The 15,386-nt window shown below is 74.0% G+C and carries 13 protein-coding genes; all 13 read right to left on the reverse strand.

Features of this window, described 5'->3' with window-relative positions; all coding sequences use genetic code 11:
- Positions 1-8: 8 nt before the first annotated feature.
- Genes ACZ51D_RS39805 through ACZ51D_RS39865 form a run of 13 tightly spaced genes read right to left on the reverse strand, consistent with a single transcriptional unit; the run spans position 9 to position 15,379 of the window.
- The gene (locus ACZ51D_RS39805) at positions 9-341 is read right to left on the reverse strand and encodes a hypothetical protein (protein ID WP_465626060.1); all 333 of its coding nucleotides are present in this window, start codon (positions 339-341) and stop codon (positions 9-11) included.
- Positions 342-355: 14 nt separating this feature from the next.
- Positions 356-865 (reverse strand): phage baseplate assembly protein V, encoded by a 510-nt coding sequence (locus ACZ51D_RS39810; RefSeq protein ID WP_360262629.1) that lies wholly within the window; start codon positions 863-865, stop codon positions 356-358.
- Between the two features lie 22 nt (positions 866-887).
- The gene (locus ACZ51D_RS39815) at positions 888-2,045 is read right to left on the reverse strand and encodes a hypothetical protein (protein WP_465626058.1); all 1,158 of its coding nucleotides are present in this window, start codon (positions 2,043-2,045) and stop codon (positions 888-890) included.
- Positions 2,038-2,391, reverse strand: a complete 354-nt coding sequence (locus tag ACZ51D_RS39820; protein WP_465626056.1) for a LysM peptidoglycan-binding domain-containing protein — start codon at positions 2,389-2,391, stop codon at positions 2,038-2,040. The genes ACZ51D_RS39815 and ACZ51D_RS39820 overlap by 8 nt, the downstream gene beginning before the upstream one ends.
- Positions 2,388-3,035: a CIS tube protein gene (locus ACZ51D_RS39825; protein ID WP_465665164.1), complete on the reverse strand. Its 648-nt coding sequence runs from the start codon at positions 3,033-3,035 to the stop codon at positions 2,388-2,390. Before ACZ51D_RS39825 ends, ACZ51D_RS39820 begins: the two co-directional genes overlap by 4 nt.
- Positions 3,032-3,604, reverse strand: coding sequence for a HEAT repeat domain-containing protein (locus ACZ51D_RS39830; RefSeq protein ID WP_465626054.1), 573 nt, complete (start codon positions 3,602-3,604; stop codon positions 3,032-3,034). The genes ACZ51D_RS39825 and ACZ51D_RS39830 overlap by 4 nt, the downstream gene beginning before the upstream one ends.
- Positions 3,605-3,617: 13 nt before the next feature.
- On the reverse strand, positions 3,618-9,764 hold the full coding sequence (locus ACZ51D_RS39835; protein WP_465665146.1) for an eCIS core domain-containing protein: 6,147 nt from the start codon (positions 9,762-9,764) through the stop codon (positions 3,618-3,620).
- The gene (locus ACZ51D_RS39840; RefSeq protein WP_465626050.1) at positions 9,761-10,096 is read right to left on the reverse strand and encodes a hypothetical protein; all 336 of its coding nucleotides are present in this window, start codon (positions 10,094-10,096) and stop codon (positions 9,761-9,763) included. The genes ACZ51D_RS39835 and ACZ51D_RS39840 overlap by 4 nt, the downstream gene beginning before the upstream one ends.
- The gene (locus ACZ51D_RS39845; RefSeq protein ID WP_465626048.1) at positions 10,087-12,108 is read right to left on the reverse strand and encodes an ATP-binding protein; all 2,022 of its coding nucleotides are present in this window, start codon (positions 12,106-12,108) and stop codon (positions 10,087-10,089) included. The genes ACZ51D_RS39840 and ACZ51D_RS39845 overlap by 10 nt, the downstream gene beginning before the upstream one ends.
- Positions 12,109-12,130: 22 nt before the next feature.
- On the reverse strand, positions 12,131-13,399 hold the full coding sequence (locus ACZ51D_RS39850; protein ID WP_465626046.1) for a Pvc16 family protein: 1,269 nt from the start codon (positions 13,397-13,399) through the stop codon (positions 12,131-12,133).
- Positions 13,400-13,426: 27 nt separating this feature from the next.
- A complete protein-coding gene (locus ACZ51D_RS39855; RefSeq protein WP_465626044.1) occupies positions 13,427-14,119 on the reverse strand; it encodes a hypothetical protein in 693 nt (230 codons plus the stop codon).
- On the reverse strand, positions 14,112-14,843 hold the full coding sequence (locus ACZ51D_RS39860) for a T4 family baseplate hub assembly chaperone (protein WP_465626042.1): 732 nt from the start codon (positions 14,841-14,843) through the stop codon (positions 14,112-14,114). The genes ACZ51D_RS39855 and ACZ51D_RS39860 overlap by 8 nt, the downstream gene beginning before the upstream one ends.
- An 11-nt stretch (positions 14,844-14,854) precedes the next feature.
- Positions 14,855-15,379, reverse strand: coding sequence for a phage tail protein (locus tag ACZ51D_RS39865; RefSeq protein WP_465626040.1), 525 nt, complete (start codon positions 15,377-15,379; stop codon positions 14,855-14,857).
- Positions 15,380-15,386: the final 7 nt, after the last annotated feature.

The following is a 15,386-nucleotide window of genomic DNA, read 5'->3' on the forward strand; positions in this document are numbered from 1 at the left end:
CCTGGTGTTCATACGCCCTCCGCCCGCTGCTGGACGACGGTCACGACCGGCGGCCCCTGCGGGACCTGCTCGGCGCTCTGGCACAGCCCGATGGCGGACTGCGGCAGCGCGGGGGAGCCGTTCACCCGGATCCGGGCGGACGGCAGCACCCAGCGGACCGTCACACAGGGCTGCGGCTTGCCGGCCACGTTGAACGGGCAGCCGGTCACGGTGTACGGGTCGGCCGTACTGGTGACGGCCTGGCCGGCGACCAGCACCCGCGCCTGGGCGGGCCGGGCCGTCGCCTGGGCGCCGTGCGGGCAGGTCACCGTCGCATTGACGTGCAGCAGATTTCCGGTCATGACGTTCTCCCCCGTCAGGTCACGCTCAGGGCGTCCTGGTTGATGGAAACGGTGGCGCCGACGAGCGAGATCGAGGCGCCCTGGCCGTTGCTGATCTGGATGCCCGAGTCGTTGATCACGATCGAGGCCCCGCTCGGGGTGCGGAGCGTGATCCCCGTGGTCGGGTCGTCGGACAGGACGATCACCCGCCGCCCGGTGGTCTCCAGCACCGTGTTCGGCGCCCCCGGCGGGCCGGTGGTCGCCTCCACCGGGACCTCCGAGGCGGAGCCGTACCAGCAGCCCGTCCAGATCGGGTAGCTCTGGTCGCCCTGCTCGAACTCCACCCACACGCCCGCCCCGACCGGCGGGACCGCGTAGTGCCCCATGCCCGGACCGGCCACCGGGAAGCAGGGCATCGCCCAGGTCGACACGGCCTCGCCCAGCACGTCGGGCACCTGGGCCTGGATGCGGCCGATCCCGAGCGGGTCGGCGTTGTTCACCACCGTCCCCCGGAACTTGCCGAGGTAGCGGGTCGGTTCGGCCATGCGGGCAACTCCTGCGGCGGTGTTAGGGGATGACGGTCGGCTGGAGGGCGATCAGGCCCTCGCGGGTCAGGGTGAAGTTCTGGGTGTACGAGCCGCGCTTGAGGTTGTGGGTGACGCTCTTGACGAAGTAGAGGCCGTCGTAGGTGAGCCCGGCGCCGCGGACGCCGACCAGCTCGCGCGGGCGCAGCACGTGCCCGTAGCGGACGACGTCGAGCTGGCCGGAGCCGGAGACGGCGTCCGCCGACTGCATCGCCTTGGCGATGGTCTCGGCGACGGCCTGGGTGGTGTCCTTCTTGGCGGTGTCGGCGATGACCTTCTTCTTCAGCGCCGGCGCGGGCTTGAGCGCCAGCGGCGGGCGCAGGACGCTGACCTCCGGCACCGGCAGGACGGAGGACACCTTGGTCGCCGGGAGCTGGATGCGGGCCTCCGGCTCCTCGCGGGCCGTGCCGTCGAAGGCGAAGGTCAGCTGGTCGACGTTGGACAGCGCGTCCATGTTCACGTTCAGCGCGTGCTGCGGGACGCCGAGCCGGTTCTCCGGCCCCCAGTAGGCCCGGCTCATCCCGGGGACCGGGCCCGGGTCGAGGTAGAACACGTAACCGTTGGCCTTCGCCAGCTCGCTGACGTACCCGAGGTCGGTGCCCTTCTGGAAGTCGATCCGCCGGGTGGGCATCGGCGTCTGCGGCACCAGCTCGGGGACGACCAGCGGCAGGATGCCGTACTGCCCGTACTTTCCGATGATCGCGGCGACCCGGGCCGCCGGGGACATCGCGGGGAAGGGCACCCCGGCCTGCTCCTCCAGGTCCATCAGCACCGTCAGGTCCTCGCCGGTGACGGTGAGCGTGGACTGGCCGGGCTGGTTGCTGATGCCCACCTCCTGGCGGATGATCACACCGTCCATCAGCACGGTCGGGGTGCCCGTGACGGTCACCATCAGCACGACCCTGATCTTCGGGTCGAAGAAGCCGCCCGGCAGCAGCGCGGTGTTGATCAGACCCTGCTTCGACAGGTCGAAGGCGAGCTGGAACCCACTGCGCTGCCCGGACGCCACCGTGACCTGCGCCGACAGCAGGGCGTCCGTCACCGGCTGCGGCACCGGCACCGGGATCTGCGGACCCATCAGCAGGCTGAGGTGGATCGACCCGACCGGCCCGCCTCCCGTGACGGCCGAGAGGTCAGGCATTGCCCACCCCCGGCACCGCACCGGGCAGCGCGATGGTGATCCGCCGGCCCGGCGTCGCGGTCAACTCCCGCGGATCGACCACCGGGTTGGCGTCGGCGATCCGCCACCACTGGTCGGCGCTGCCGAGGTAGCGGTTCGCGAGCAGGTCGAGGCGGTCGCCGGCGCTCACGGTGTGCTCGGCCAGCGGGGTCAGACCGTCCGCGCTCGGCAGCAGCCTCCGCCGCAGGTACGGCACCTGCCGCCCGTCCGGCGTCGTGTGCAGGGCCACCGGGACGCCGTGGTACCGGCTGGTCAGCGGGTACGGCGAGGGCGCGGGCAGCGCGCCGGACGCGGGGTCGACGGTCATCGGAGTCCCCCTCCCAGGCCGAGCACACTCAACCGGCCGTCGGCCGCGGCGCCGACCAGCCGCTCCTTCTGCGCCAGGTGCGCCAGGTACAGCTCGGCCCCGCGGTGGCCGGTCGGCAGATCGGTGACGGTCAGCACGCGCAGGCCGATCGCGACGGCGGCCCTGATCGGATTCAGTTCGATGTCGAACGCCTCTTCGGTGATGGTGAGTTCGGTCAGCCGCACCGGCAGGATCCGCTTGCTGCCCCAGGTGAACAGCGTCAGCGGCGCCTCGACCGGCGTGATCTCCAGGGTCCCCACCGCGGCGAGCGCCTGATTGGTCCTCAGCTGCGCACTGGCCGGCTGCACCAGCAACTCCAGCGTCGCCAGCTGCGGATGGATCCCGTTCGGCGACGGCACGTCCAACTGGTCCGTCGCGTCCAGCTCCGCGGTGAACTTCCACGTCTCCACGGCCGGCCCCTTCAGCCGCAGCGCCTCCGTCCGGTCCCCGCTCCCGTCCGCCCCGGCCACCTGCGGCGCCAACGACCGCTCCAGGCTGTCCGGATTGAACTGCAGCACGATGACCCGCTGCGGCGTCCCCCGCTGCGGATCCACGATGACCAGCCCGGACCGCACGGGCCGGGGAATGTCCGCGTAGGGCATCAGGAGTCGCCTTCCGTTCGGGCCAGACCCTCCAGCAGGACCCGGGCGTTGTGCCGGACGTGGTCCACCGGGTCCGTCCGGCTCAGCTCCTCCACCACGGCCACCAGGCCGGGCCAGGGCAGGTACCCGGTGGCGAGCACCACCGCCTGTCGGACCGCCGGATCGTCGTCCCGGGCGGTGTCGGCGAGCGCCTCGACCACCGACCGGTCCTCCGGGCCGTCGGCGGTCAGCGCGGCGGCGTAGAGGGCGATGAGCTTGTCGTTCCGGTCGGCAGCCTGACGCAGGGCGGTCAAGGCCTCGTCCAGGGCCCAGACCCGGCAGCGGGACCGGAGCTCCGCCTCGGTGTCGGCCGTGCCGTCGCCCCGGATCGTGACGTACCGCATGCCGATGATCCCGTCGTCGACGTAGTGCACCTCGGCTCCGCCGCCCGGGGTGAGCCAGCTGTCGACGACGGCGCCGTCCTCCTTCCGTCCGAGGTCGAGGAGGTCCCAGAAGAGGTCCCAGACGACCAGCTTGAAGTCGTGCTCGCTGAAATCGGGCGTGAGGACCAGGCGGGTGAACGATCGGGACATGCGAGTCTTCCTCTTATCTCAGGCCGTAGAACTGCAGCAGGAACTGTTGGACGAGGTTCTCGCCCTTCTTGACGGTGTCAGCCTCCGTCGTGGCGGCGATCCCCACGCCGCCGGTCTTGGCGAGTGCCCAGGCTTCGCCGAGCTGCAGTTCGCGGAACCTCAGCTCGTTGCGATCGGCCGCCGTGCTCTCCAGGTTGGTGAGCAGGCCCGCCTCCTCCTGCTTGAGACCGCGCGCCGCGGCTGCGGCGCCCCTCATCGACATCGGGAACTGCCCCCGGTCACCCCGGCGGTTGCCCTCGTACTGGGCGAACGCCTGGTTCCGGTCCAGCCCGCCGGCCTGCGGTCCGCGCGCCAGCAGATCGGTCGTCATGGCCGCGTAGCCGAGGTTCGCGGGGCTCCGGACGGATTCCCGGACGAACATCAGCCAGTGAGCGTTGCGCACCAGGGCCTGCTGCTCCGGCGTGAAGGAGGGGGGCAGGTGGCTGTTCGTGCTGTAGGCCCTCAGCGCCATGGCGAAGTTCATGTCGGTCAGCCCGACGCGGGACAGGTCGGCCGCGATCTCCGGGTACTTGCCGACCCCCTTGGTGACCGCGTTGCTGCCGGCGCCCCGGTTCTGCTCCCTGACCGCTCCCCCCTCCGGGCCGACCGTGTAGTGCTCCATCTTCCCCCAACCGACCTTGTAGGGCGGGACGATGAGAGGACCGCCCTGCGCGGTCGAGACGTCGAGGTCCGTGCCGCGGTTCCGCAGGTAGTGGACGACGCCGGGTATGTCCTGTGCCCCCTGTGTCCGCAGCGCTTGGTTCAGGGCATCGGCACCGGCCTGGTGCTTGAGAATCCGCATGTGCGTCGCGACCGCGATGACGTCGGCCCGGTCCAACAGGCCCTCCGCCTGCTTGCGGATGATCCCGCGGATCTCCTCGGCCGTCAGCTCGAAGCCGCCTGCGGCCCTGGCCGTCGGGTTGAGCTGGGCATCGATGGTGAAGGCCGGACTGCCGACCTCCGCCAGCCCGGTGAGCCGGTACCAGGCCCGCATCCCGGCCAGGAGGGGCCGGAGCACCACCTGCCGGACCCCGCGTGCCAGCAGGCGCTCGATCCGCGGCCGGATGCGGGCCACGATCAGTTCGAGGCGTTGCTTCTTCGCGTCCGGGGAGTTCTCGTGCTTGCGGCGGTCCGCGCGCTGCTGCTGGCGCTTCTGGTGCCAGGCGCGCAGGCGGTCGCGCTGTTTGCGGTAGGCGTCGCGGATCTTGTGGGCGCCGTTGGTGAGGGCGCGGCCGAGCTTGCTGTCGAGGAGCTTGCGGCCGAGGGTGCGGGCGGCGACCCGGACGCGGTTGAGGGCGGCCTTGACGGTCTGGCGGGAGGAGTTGAGCGCGCGGCCGACCGCCGAGACGGGGCGGCGGGGTGCGGAGGACTTCGGGCGGGTGACCTCGCGGCGCGGGCGTCCGGGGGTGGCCGAGGGGTGGCGCTCGGCCTGCCGGACGGTGTGCCGGGCGGGGCCGGTACGGGCCGGGCGGGCGGGGCGGGCGCGGCCGGGGAAGGGCGGCTTGCGCAGTGACCGGGTGGCCCGGCGCAGGCTCGCGCGGGCCTTGTTGACGGCGGTTCCGGCGGCCTTGCGGGCACCGCGACCAGCCTTGGCCAGGCCCTTGAGGATCTTCTGGGCGATCCCCTTGAGCTTGGTGCCGACGGCTTTGCCCGCGCCCTTGAGCTTGCTGAGCAGGAAGTTGGAGATGAAGTCGAGCAGCGCGACCACGCCCGCCGCGACCGCGTCGGCGAACAGGCAGGCGGCCGAGCCGGATTTGACCGCCTTCAGGAAGGTGACGAACTTCCCGATCGCGGCGACGATCTTGCTGATGGTGTTCCACGCCGCCACCAGGCCCTGGATGATCGCCATGATCGCGCCCGCCGCCGGCACGATCAGTGACACCAGCTTCTCGACGACGATCGAGACGATCATGCCGGGCAGCGAGGCGACGATCGCCTGCCAGGCCATCCGTCCGATCTGGGCCATCGAGATGCAGCCCTTGACCAGCACGTTGACGATCGTGGAGGTCAGGCCGACCACCGACTCGACCTTCTCGTTGAACCAGGTCCGCACCGCGCTCTTGATCGCACCCCACAGGTAGTGCTGGATGCCGTCGATCGCGGCGGTGCCGAGCTTCTTGAGCCAGCCGCCCGGGTCGGAGGCGATGTCGCCGATCAGGACCGCGAACTCGCCGAAGATCGCGATCGCCTTCTGCACGAAGTCGATCGCGTCCATGACGGCCTTGCGGACCGCCTCGATGGCGGCCTTGAGCCCGGCCTCCAGCGCGTTCAGCAGGGCGTTCAGTCCGGCCGCGAGCAGGTCGAGCAGCTTGTTCACGGCGTTCTTGAGCCTGTCCGCCCACTCGTTGACCTTGGCGACGGCCTTGTCGCGCCACTCCTCGATCTTCTTGCGGAACCTGTCCCGCAGTTCGGGGAAGGCCGCCAACAGGACATCGCAGATCGCGATCAGCGCGTCGGCGAGCTTGTCGATCAGGTCGACGGCGAACTTCCGTGCCTGGTCGATCGCCCAGTCCGCGAACTTGCGGAAGCCGTCGATGATGTCGTTGATCAGGCCGCGGAAGTAGTCGAAGACCTTGGTGACCGCCTCGACCAGCGCGTCGAAGGCCGCCTTGACCTTGGACTTGACCCAGCCCCACCAGCCCTCGGACTCCTCCTTCTTGCGGTCCTTCTCCTTCTGCGCCTTCTCCTCGGCCTCCTTCCGCTTGTCCTGGATCTTCTGGTTGTCCTGCTGCTGACGGTCCTGGACGTCCTTGTCGGCCTCGGTGCGCTTCTTGCCGATCCGGCCGCTCTTGTCCTGGTGCTCCGCGTCGGAGTCCTGGTCCGCGGTGGTGACCTTCCGGTCCTGCTCGGTGCGCCACTGCTCGCGCTCGGCCTTGACCTTCTCGGTGGCCTCACCCCGTTCGCCGGCCTGGGCCTGGGCGTTGTCGGCCACCGCCTGGTCGACCTCGGCCTGGTTCTGCCGGCGAGCATCGGCCTCGCCCTGCTTCTGCTCGGCCTGTTCGGAGCCCAGCCGGCTCTGGCCCTGGCCGACCGCGGCCTGGATCTGCGGGCCGCGCTCCTGCTGGGTCACGATGCCGATGCCCGGCTGGGTGTCGACCGCGCCGCCGGCCCTGGCGCCCCCGCCCTTGCCCCCGCCGCCCGGTACGGAGGCGGTGAGGGTCTCCTTCGGCACGTCCGGGTAGATCCGGTCCTCGCCCATCGGCTTGGCGGCGTCCTCCCGGCCGACGCCGAGGATCTTCGTGGAACTGTCCTTGAGCTTCGCCGCCTGCTGGTCGGTGCGCGCCGGGTCGCTCTCCCCGGTCAGTTCGACCCTCGGCGCGGGGCCGACGGTGGTGTTCAACGCCGGGTCGGTCGTGGGCACGTCGCCGACCGCGCCCTGCACCTGCTGCACTTCCTGCGGCGAGACCTGGTTGCTCGCGTCGTCGGCGACGTGGGGCGCGGCGACCCGGTCGCCGGGGTTCCGGCCCCCGACCTTCTTCTGCTCGGCCTTCTGCTGCTCGCCGTCCGCGGCCTGCGGGCCGACCCGCTCCAGCCGCTCCGTCACCGCCTCGGCGGGCGGCGCGGCTTCGGGCGGGCCGGACTGGGTCTGCGGGGCGCCGGACGGGCGCTGGACGGCCGGTGGGGCGGCCTGCAGCCGGGCGTGCTGCTCGCCGACCGTACGGTCCACCGAACCGTCCACGCCGTCCAGGGTGGCGGCCATCCGGTCGGGCGGCAGGCTCGCGGCGGTGGCGAGCGCGCTCTGCGGGTCCTGGGCGGAGACGTCGGGCGGGGGCGGCTGCTCCTCCCGCTTGGGCGGGGCGCCCCCGGCTGCGCCGCCCGCCGCGCAGCCGCCACCGGCGCCTCCGCCGTTGCCACCGGCACCGTCCGGCTCCGCCTCGGTGGTGGGCTGCTGCGGGCCCGCGCAGGCACCGCCGCCGGACTCCAGTGAGGCGTCCGGGGCGGGCTGGGTGGCGAGTCCGGCGGGCGCGTCGGCCTGCTCGGCCGCCGGGCCGGGGGCGGCGCCGGCGTCGCGGCCGGTGTCGGGAGTGGCGCCGGGGCCGTCCGGGCCGTCGCCGCCGAGCGGACCTGCCGTGGTGGGGGCGGCAGCGGTGAGCTCCGGGCCAGGGCCCTGCGGCTCGGGTGTGGCCGCGGGCTCGGCCTCGCGTGCCTCATCGGCGGGGGCTTCCGGCTGCTGCGGCTCCGCAGGGGCGGGCGCGGCGGCGGCCGGTGCCGCGGGTGCGGTCGGGTTCGTGGTCGGGTCGGGGCCGATCTCCTGCTCGACCGGCTGCTCCGGCTGGAGGTCACGGGCGCTCCGGTCCTCGGCCTCGGCGGCGGGGCCCGGCGCGGGGGCAGCCACGTTCTGTGCCGGTTCGGGCTGGGCCGGGTCGGGCCGGGCCTGCTCGGGAGCCGTCGGCTCCGTCTCGTCCTCGGGCCGGCTCTCCCGCTCGGCCTGCACCTGGTCGGCCTTGGTCGCGGGCGGCGCGGGGAACTCCGGCGCCTCGGCATACACGGGGGGCGCGCCGTCCGCAGCCACCTGGACCTGATCGGTGGTCGGCACACCGGACACGTCGAGGTCGGCCGAGGGCAGGAAGTCCCCCGGGTTGAGCTCCGGCCCGGGGGCGGCCGACTGCGGCTGCCGGTCCTCGCCGGCGCCGGGCGAGTCGTGGACCTCCGCGTCCGCGCCGGGCTCCATGCCCAACGGCCGTTCCTCGTCCCGGGTTTCGCGCTGCTGCTGGTCGCCCTCCAGCAGTCCGTGCCGGGCGAGCGGGCTGTCCTCGGCCCGCGCGATCGCGTCCAGGCGCTCGGGTTTGACGGGTGCCGGCTGCGGCAGCGGCGCGGCGGCGGGCTCCTGCGGCTTCGTGCCGGCCGAGGGCTGGGCGGCGGCGTCCGTCGGTCCGGCTTCGGGCGAGCCGGGTACGGAGACGGCAGTCGGCTGGGCGCCCTCCTCCGTCGCGGCGGCCTGCTCCGGCCCCGCGTCGGCGGTCGTCCCGGGCGCCTCCTCGACGGCCGGAGGCTGTGCGTCGGCGGCGGGCCGGGCCTGACCGGCCTCCGGCTGCGGAGCCGGCTGCGCGCCCGGCGGAGTCTGCGCGGCCTCGTCCTCCGCGGGCTGGGCCTGCTGCTCGTCCTGCTGCTCCGGGCGCTCCTGGCCGTCCTCGCCGTCCTTGCCGCCGTGCCCCTTGCGGCGCTTGCGCCGGCCCTTCGGGTCGTCCGACTGCCGAGCCTCCTCGTCGAGTCGACGCTTCCGGTCCTGCGCGTCGAGGTCCTGCTTGTCGCGGTCCTGCTTGTCGCGGTCCTGCTCGTCCGTCTGCTCGCGCTCGTCGGTGGCTCGGTCGGAAGCAGTCACCGGATCGGTGACCGGCTCGGGCGTCTGCGCGCCGTCCACGTCGGCCGGGCGGTGCTCGGCGGCCTCGACCAGCTCCAGCACCCGAGTGTAGTCCGACGAAGGCAGCCGGTCCGCCAGTCGGGCGAGTACGGAGGCCTGCAACTCCGGTGCGAAGCGGGCGAGTTGCAGGCGGACCCGGCCGGAGGAGTCGCTCGGGTCCCCGCGCAGCGAGCGCAGGATGCCGGCTGCCAGCCGGTCGACCAGGGTGGCCGGGTCGAGCCGCTCGGTGCGGAACCGGTCGGCGTCGACGGTCGCGTAGCGGAGCCAGCCCGGCGTGGCACCCGGCGTCGCCGCCGCCGGCCGGTCCTCGCGCGCGCCGTGCTCCGCCTCCCGTTCGATTGCGTCCTGCGGCAGGCTGACCGCGCCCAGATCGCGGCCGGCCCGCAGCGCGCCGAGCGGGTTCGGGGCCTGGACGGTGTGCAGCAGCTCGTGGGTGAGCAGCCGCCTGCCGTCCTCGCCGGCCGGGCGGTACTTGCCCTCGCCGAAGAAGAGGTCCGGACCGACGGCGACGGCGTCCGCGCCGATCAGTTCGGTCAGCGCGGCGGAGTCCCGGTCGGTGTGCACCCGGACCCGGCTGAGGTCGTGCCCGAGCCGCGCCTCCAGCTCCCGCCGCAGGCCCGGGTCCAGCGGCTGGCCCGCGCCGGAGACGATCTCCTTCGGCTCGGGCGTACGGGCCTTCGGCGCCCGCGTCTTGCGCCGGCCCTCGCCCTGCTTGGCGTTCGGCCCGGAGTCCCGGGCGGGAGCGTTGAGTCGACTCATGTCCGCCCCCGCTCCGGCGCCCGGCCACCGCCGGACAGCCCGGTGTGCACGGCGCGGGCGAGTGCCTCGCCGAGCCGCTGCGCCGAGGCGCCCGCGGGCAGTGGCGGCAGTCCGGAGAGCAGGTCCAGCGCACGGTCGCCGTCGACCGCGATCGGCACCCCGCGCGCCTCGACCAGGCGGGCCAGCTCGCCCCGGAACGCCGCCGTCAGCCGGTCGTGGTCGATCCGCGCGAAGCCGTCGAGGACCAGCTCGCCGATCTCGACCTCGATCCGCCCGGCACCGCCCGTTCCCGCACTGCCCCGCCCGGCCCCTGGCCCCTCGGTCAGATCCATCCGGAGACCTCCGAAGGCGACAGCGAGCGCTCCAGCTTGAGGTACTCGGTGCGCGCGGCGGCCAGCAGGTGCCGCATCTGCATCGGGCAGTCCTCGTCGGCGGCCAGGAAGGCGGCGGACAGCGCGATGTTGCGGATGGAGCCGCCCGCCACGGTGAGCTGGGCGAGCCGCTCCGGATCGACACCCCGGCTGGGGGTCTGCGCGGGGATGACCCGCCGCCAGATCTCGGCGCGCTCCGGCACTCCGGGGAACGGGAAGTCGGCCACGAACCTGATCCGCCGCATGAACGCGGGGTCCAGCGCCTTCTTCATGTTGGTGGTGAGCACGGCCAGGCCCCGATAGGACTCCATCCGCATCAGCAGGTAGCTGACCTCCAGGTTGGCGTAACGGTCGTGGCTGTCCTTGATCTCGCTGCGCTTGCCGAACAGCGCGTCGGCCTCGTCGAACAGCAGCAGCGCGCCACCGCGCTCGGCCGCGTCGAAGACCCGCCGGAGGTTCTTCTCGGTCTCGCCGATGTACTTGCTGACGACCTGGGAGAGGTCGATGACGAACAGGTCCACGCCGAGCTGCCCGGCCACGACTTCGGCTGCCAGCGTCTTCCCGGTGCCCGACCCGCCGGCGAACAGCGCGGTCACGCCGAGGCCGCGGCGCAGCACCGACTCGAAGCCCCACTCCTGGTAGACGGTGCCGCGCCGGCGGACGTGGGCGACGATCTCGCGCAGCGTCGCGCGCTGGCGCTCCTCCAGGACCAGGTCGTCCCAGCCGGCGCGCGGCTCGACCCGCCGGCCCAGCTCGTCCAGGGACATCCGGGCTTCCACGAGTCCGGCGTGCCAGGCCAGTCGGCTGACGTCCGCACCCTCCCCGCCGGCCGCACCCTCCCCGCCGTCCCCGCCGTTGCCGGTGGACTCGGCGGCCCGCCGGGCGGTCGCCGCGGCCGAGCGGATCACATGGCCGGGCAGCGAGAACTGCGCGGCCAGCGCGCGGAGTCCGCCCTCGGTGACCCCCGGCGCACCGTCCAGCGCCTCGGCCCAGATCCCCAGCTGCTCCTCGGGGCCGAGCGGGGGCACGGTCAGCCTGGTACGGTCCGAGGCCCCGGCGGGCGGGGGCTCGTCGCCGGACACGACCAGCGGCACCGCGAGGCTGGCGAGGAAGGCCTCCGCGCCGTTCGGGGCCTGCGGACGCTCCCGGCCCGGTTCCCCGCTCTCCACCAGCAGCGCGGCCGGGATCAGGATCGCCTCGCGCTGCCACAGCCGGGCGAGTTGCTCGCGCTCGGCGGGCTCGGTGGGCAGGTCCTCGCGGTGCGCGGCGTAGAGGCCGAGTCCGGCGCGGTGGGCCGCCTCCGCCGCGATCTCCCAGCGGGTGCGGCGGTCGGCGCCGGTCAGCTCGGTGTGCGGCGGGCCGGACAGCGCGGCCGAGGTCCACCCCCGCGCCAGCTCGGCGGCGCACCGCTCGTGTGGGCCGGGTAGCTCGCCGAGCGGTCCTACCCGGGTGAGCAGGCCGTGCAGCCGCACGTCCAGGTACGGCACGCCGACCAGGAAGTGCAGCACCCGCTCGTCGATCCGCAGCCGGGAGGCGGTGAGCGCCGTCTCATCGTCCAGTTCGACCAGCCGGAAGCGGCGCAGCGGGCCCACCGGGGTGAGCGCGCTCCAGTGCGGCTGGTCCAGGGCGGCGAGGGCGAGGGAGAAGGTCGGGTACGCGCGCCCCGGGTCGCCGCCCGCCGCGGCGCACCGGGCGGCGGCCGTGGGGTCGATCGCGGGGGCGGCGGCCAGCACGAGGACGTCGCGCTCGAACGGGGTGAGCCCGAAGGAAGCGGTGACTGCGTCCAGGGCTGTGGCGGGCTGGCGGCGCCCGCCCCGGCGGGTGCCGGGGGCCGAGGGGACGGCGGGCTCTGCCGTACGGCCGGCCGCGTGCGCGTCGACCCGTTCGAGCACGGCGGCGACCGCGGCGGACATCGACTCCCGGTGCGAGTCGTCCGCCGAGCCGTCGCGGCCCTGTCTCCGGCGCGTGCTCATCTCCAACCCCCCTGTCCTGCGGTCAGTGCGTCAGGTCCACGACCGGGCCGGTGAAGGCCCCGTCGCCGGACACCGTCAACTCGCTCGGCACGCCGTCCACCTGGATCCGGGCCAGGTACGCCGTCGGGCGGACGCCGACGACCGGCACCCGGACCTCGAACGGGTCGGTGCGCGGCAGTGGCGGCGCGGGTGCGCGGAACTGGTGGCTCGCCCCGGGCCGCCCGGCGGGCGGGCGCAACTCGTCCAGTAGCAGCAGGACTTGCTGGTCGTCCCGGAGCGGCAGGTCCAGCCGGACATCCAGCCGGGCCGAGACCCCGGCCGGTACGTCGCTGCGGTCCGCGGTGCCGATCGGCGCGACGATCCGCGGCTGCCGGGCGAAGGTCTGCACGTTGGACTCCACGGCGAGGTGCTCGGCGGCCGGTCGGCCGTCCAGTGCCAGCCCGTGCAGCACCTGCACCCGGAACACACCGGGCGGCAGGTCCTCCGGTACGGCGACCACCAGACGGTCGTCCCGGACACCGCCCGGGTCGACCGGCACCCGGCGCTCGCCGAGCCGGGCCACCACCAGGTCCGCGCGCAGGCCGGAGCCGTCCACCACCAGCTCCCGGTCCTTGGTCACCGGCCCTTCCGCGGGGGCGCCCTGGGACCCGGCGGGCCGGGAGAGCACCCGCTCGACGACCGGTCCGCGGGAGGGCACGGCCCGAACGGAACGGCGCAGCACCGGCTTGCCGGCCACCGGATCGGCCTTGCCCTCCACGAAGACGGCGGTGGCCTGGTAGGCGACGGACAGCGCGTACGGCGTCTGGAACAGCGTCATCCACAGCTTGGACATCTCGTCCACGTCCATCGGCGTGGGCGTGAAGCGCACCCGCTGCGGCGAGGCGGCCAGGTCCGTCCCCACCAGGTACGGCTGGGTGGCCGCCTCCTCGACCAACTGCCGGGACAGCAGCGGCTGTTCGGTCAGCGCCCGGACCACGCAGCCGAGCAGCCGCTGGCCGACCAGCTGGGTCTCCTCGCCGTAGCAGCTGATCAGGTAGTGCAGGTCCAGGGCGGCGGCCGGCCGGGTCAGCACGGTGCCGTCGGTCGCGCGGGTGGGCGCGTCGCGGTTGCGCAGCGAGGCGTTGGGCGTGACCTGGTAGAGGAAGACGGTGATGGTCGGGTCGGTGGGCGGCTCGGTCGGCGGCTTGCGGGCGCTGACCTCGACCGCGAACGGGATGTCGGGCGAGAGCGCTCGGGTGATGAGCAGCCGCAGCGCCTCGCTCACGGTGGCGATCGCGAGGTGGTTACTCATGGGCCCACCACCTGACTCGATCGGTCATCAGCGCTCCCGGTTGAGGTACGTGTCCAGGTTCAGGGCGGGCGAGGGGCGGGCGGCCGCGGGCTTGCGCGGTCCGGCCGGGGTGGGCTGGGCGGCCTTGACCTCGACCCGCCCGATCCGGACCCGTACCACCCGCTCGACCGGCCGCTGCTGGCGGCGGGTCCCGGTCCCGTGCGCCTGGCCCGGGGCAGCCGCCACGGCGGCCCGCCGTACGGACGCCGGCGCGGTGGCCGGTCGGACCGGTGCGGGCGGTGCCGCGGTCGGCAGCTCGGGGGCAGCCGCCCGGTGCGGTGCGGTGACGGGCGTCGGTACGGCCGCCGGGCGGGCGGTCTCCCCCCGCACCGTCGGCTCGACGGCCGGTGCGGCAACGGGCGTGACCGGCGGCGCGATCAGCAGCGGCGTGCGCGGCAGCGGAAGGACGGGTGCGACAGCCGGCCGGTCCTCGCCGACCACCGCCCGCAGCGCCCTCTCGACGGGCGTCGCGGGCGGTGCCGGCGGCCGGAGGAGTGGTATGGGAGCGGGTAGCCCGACCGAGCGGCCCGGCCCGAACGACTCCCCGTCCACGGCCGGCAGCGCCGGAGCGAGCGCGTCGAGTCGTTCGAACGGCCCCGGCAGGCGCGGGCGCACCCGTACCCCGGCCCGGAACCCGTCCGGGCCGCCCTTCGTCACCAGGCGGTCGAAGTGGTCAGGCATCTGCACACAGCTCCAGGTAGTAGCGGCGCCGCAGCGGGCTGAGCGCCAGGATCTCCGCCTCGCTCCAGCCGTAGGCGGTGGCCAGGAGGTGGACGTCGAGCAGGGTCGACCGGGCCCAGTCGTCCAGCTCCTCCCAGAGGTAGGAGGCGATGTCCAGTTCGGCGAGGGCCTGTTCGCCGCACTCGGGGCAGCTGAGGTTCAGCCGGACGTCCGCGCAGGGGTCGGCTGCGGCGGCGGCCTCGGCCACGCGCCGCTGGACCGGTTCGGGGAGCTGCCGGGCGGGGACCGGCTCCCCGCCGTGCTCGGCGGTCAGCACGCAACGCTCCAGCACGACGGCCCTGGCCTGGCCTGCGGGGGCCTGTTCGGCGGCGGCCAGGTCGCCGGGGGTGGGCAGCCGGAAGCCGACCTGCCAGCCGTCCAGCTCCACCCGCAGCGGGCCGTCCGCCGGCCGCGCGGCACCGACCAGCTGCCCGGCGTCGAAGGCGAACTCCATCTCCTCCGCGCAACTCGGGCAGCCGACCCGCATGTTGAGCCGTTCGCCGAACAACTCGGCGCGCAGGACGAACAGTTCGGCGTCCCGTCGGCCGAGCGGCAAGGCCAGCAGCTCCTCCGTCCCGGCGCCCGGACGGGCGACGGTGTGCAGTAGCAGGGCCCGCCCGGTGCGGCCGGCCGCCAGCCCGGCCTCCCAGGCGGCCAACAGGGCGGCCTCCCCGGCGAGTTCCATCGGTCGGCCGCTCAGGCCGGCTGCTGGAACGACGGCTCTTCCGGCTCGGGCGTCTCCTCGTCCCGCTCCCAGCCCTCCACCTCCAGCTTGAGGCTCTGGATCGCCACCGCGTTGGCGTTGGAGTCCAGTTCGCCGAGCACCTGGTACTCACTCGGCCAGGCGCGGTACAGCTTGTGGGCGACCGCCACCTGACCGGACTCGTTGAGCACCTGGATCACCAGGTCCTTGCGGAAGTCCCGCAACGAGACCTCCGCCCCGCGGCCCGCGCCGACCATCCAGACCTTGTTGGCCCAGCGGTCGAACTCCGGGTCGTGGGTGACCCCGCGCTCCAGGGTGACCGCCTCGAAGTCGGTGCGCCCCGGCGACTTGCGCGGCGCGCTCGGATCGCCCCCGCTGCGGTGCTTCACCACCTCGGTGGTGCGCTTGAGCGGGCTGATCTTGCTGACTCCGGCGACGACCCGGCCGTCCCAGACGACCAGGAACTTGAAGTTCTTGTACGGATCGAACCGGTGCGGATTGACGGTGAACTCGACCATGGAGATC

It is taken from the genome of Kitasatospora sp. NPDC033851 (genome assembly GCF_055576085.1).